At 51.1% G+C, this 2,613-nt stretch carries 1 rRNA gene; it reads right to left on the bottom strand.

The window, feature by feature from the left end:
- Nucleotides 1-18: 18 nt before the first annotated feature.
- Nucleotides 19-2,582, bottom strand: a 23S ribosomal RNA gene (locus L5M17_RS22835).
- Nucleotides 2,583-2,613: the final 31 nt, after the last annotated feature.

Here is a 2,613-nt window from a genome sequence, read left to right on the forward strand (position 1 = left end):
AAAACCCATCTGGGTTGTATGGTTAAGCCTCTCGAGTCATTAGTACATGTTAGCTCAACGCCTCACAACGCTTACACACCATGCCTATCAACGTCCTAGTCTCGAACGGCTCTTTAGAGGAATTAAATTCCTAGGGATGACTCATCTTAGGGCTCGCTTCCCGCTTAGATGCTTTCAGCGGTTATCGATTCCGAACGTAGCTACCGGGCAATGCCATTGGCATGACAACCCGAACACCAGCGGTTCGTCCACTCCGGTCCTCTCGTACTAGGAGCAGCTCCCTTCAATCATCCAACGCCCACGGCAGATAGGGACCGAACTGTCTCACGACGTTCTGAACCCAGCTCGCGTACCACTTTAAATGGCGAACAGCCATACCCTTGGGACCGACTTCAGCCCCAGGATGTGATGAGCCGACATCGAGGTGCCAAACACCGCCGTCGATATGAACTCTTGGGCGGTATCAGCCTGTTATCCCCGGAGTACCTTTTATCCGTTGAGCGATGGCCCTTCCATTCAGAACCACCGGATCACTATGACCTACTTTCGTACCTGCTCGACGTGTATGTCTCGCAGTTAAGCTGGCTTATGCCATTGCACTAACCGTACGATGTCCGACCGTACTTAGCCAACCTTCGTGCTCCTCCGTTACTCTTTGGGAGGAGACCGCCCCAGTCAAACTACCCACCAGGCACTGTCCCTAATCCCGATAAGGGACCTAGGTTAGAACATCAAAACTACAAGGGTGGTATTTCAAGGACGACTCCATCATGACTAGCGTCACAACTTCAWAGTCTCCCACCTATCCTACACATGTAGGTTCAATGTTCAGTGCCAAGCTATAGTAAAGGTTCACGGGGTCTTTCCGTCTAGCCGCGGGTATACGGCATCTTCACCGCAATTTCAACTTCACTGAGTCTCGGCTGGAGACAGCGTGGCCATCATTACGCCATTCGTGCAGGTCGGAACTTACCCGACAAGGAATTTCGCTACCTTAGGACCGTTATAGTTACGGCCGCCGTTTACCGGGGCTTCGATCATGAGCTTCTCTTGCGATAACCCAATCAATTAACCTTCCGGCACCGGGCAGGCGTCACACCGTATACTTCCTCTTGCGAGTTTGCACAGTGCTGTGTTTTTGATAAACAGTTGCAGCCACCTGGTATCTGCGACTCCCGTCAGCTTAGAGAGCAAGTCTCATCACCAACAGGAGCGTACCTTCTCCCGAAGTTACGGTACCATTTTGCCTAGTTCCTTCAGCCGAGTTCTCTCAAGCGCCTTGGTATTCTCTACCCGACCACCTGTGTCGGTTTGGGGTACGATTCCCACTAACCTGAAGCTTAGAAGATTTTCCTGGAAGCATGGCATCAACTACTTCAGTCCCAACGGCTTACAGAACGCTCCTCTACCGCGCACAGTAAACTGTGCACCCGTAGCTTCGGTGACTAGCTTAGCCCCGTTACATCTTCCGCGCAGGCCGACTCGACTAGTGAGCTATTACGCTTTCTTTAAATGATGGCTGCTTCTAAGCCAACATCCTAGCTGTCTAAGCCTTCCCACATCGTTTCCCACTTAGCTAGTACTTTGGGACCTTAGCTGACGGTCTGGGTTGTTTCCCTTTTGACGACGGACGTTAGCACCCGCCGTCTGTCTCCCGAGTAGTACTCATTGGTATTCGGAGTTTGCAAAGGGTTGGTAAGTCGGGATGACCCCCTAGCCTTAACAGTGCTCTACCCCCAATGGTATTCGCTCGAGGCGCTACCTAAATAGCTTTCGAGGAGAACCAGATATCTCCCGGTTTGATTGGCCTTTCACCCCCAGCCACAAGTCATCCGCTAATTTTTCAACATTAGTCGGTTCGGTCCTCCAGTTGATGTTACTCAACCTTCAACCTGCCCATGGCTAGATCACCGGGTTTCGGGTCTACACCTTGCAACTAAACGCGCAGTTAACACTCGGTTTCCCTACGGCTCCGCTATTCGCTTAACCTCGCTACAAAATGTAAGTCGCTGACCCATTATACAAAAGGTACGCAGTCACGGTCTCAAGAACCGCTCCCACTGCTTGTACGTATACGGTTTCAGGTTCTATTTCACTCCCCTCACAGGGGTTCTTTTCGCCTTTCCCTCACGGTACTGGTTCACTATCGGTCAGTCAGGAGTATTTAGCCTTGGAGGATGGTCCCCCCATATTCAAACAGGATGTCACGTGTCCCGCCTTACTCGTTTTCATCAATGGTTAGTTTTCATGTACGGGGCTATCACCCTGTGCCGCTGCGCTTTCCAACGCATTCCACTAACACCCCACTGACTTAAGGGCTAATCCCCGTTCGCTCGCCGCTACTAGGGGAATCTCGGTTGATTTCTTTTCCTAAGGGTACTTAGATGTTTCAGTTCCCCTCGTTCGCCTCGCAACACTATGTATTCATGTTGCGATAACAGCTTATGCTGCTGGGTTCCCCCATTCGGACATCGTTAGCTCAAATGCTTGTTACTAGCTCGCCAACGCTTTTCGCAAGTTACTACGTCCTTCATCGCCTCTGACTGCCAAGGCATCCACCGTATACGCTTAGTCGCTTAACCATACAACCCAAATGAGTTTCACTCAYCTGCG

Origin of the sequence: Shewanella sp. SW24, from assembly GCF_025653395.1 — a bacterium.
GTDB classification, from domain to species: Bacteria; Pseudomonadota; Gammaproteobacteria; order Enterobacterales; family Shewanellaceae; genus Shewanella; species Shewanella oncorhynchi.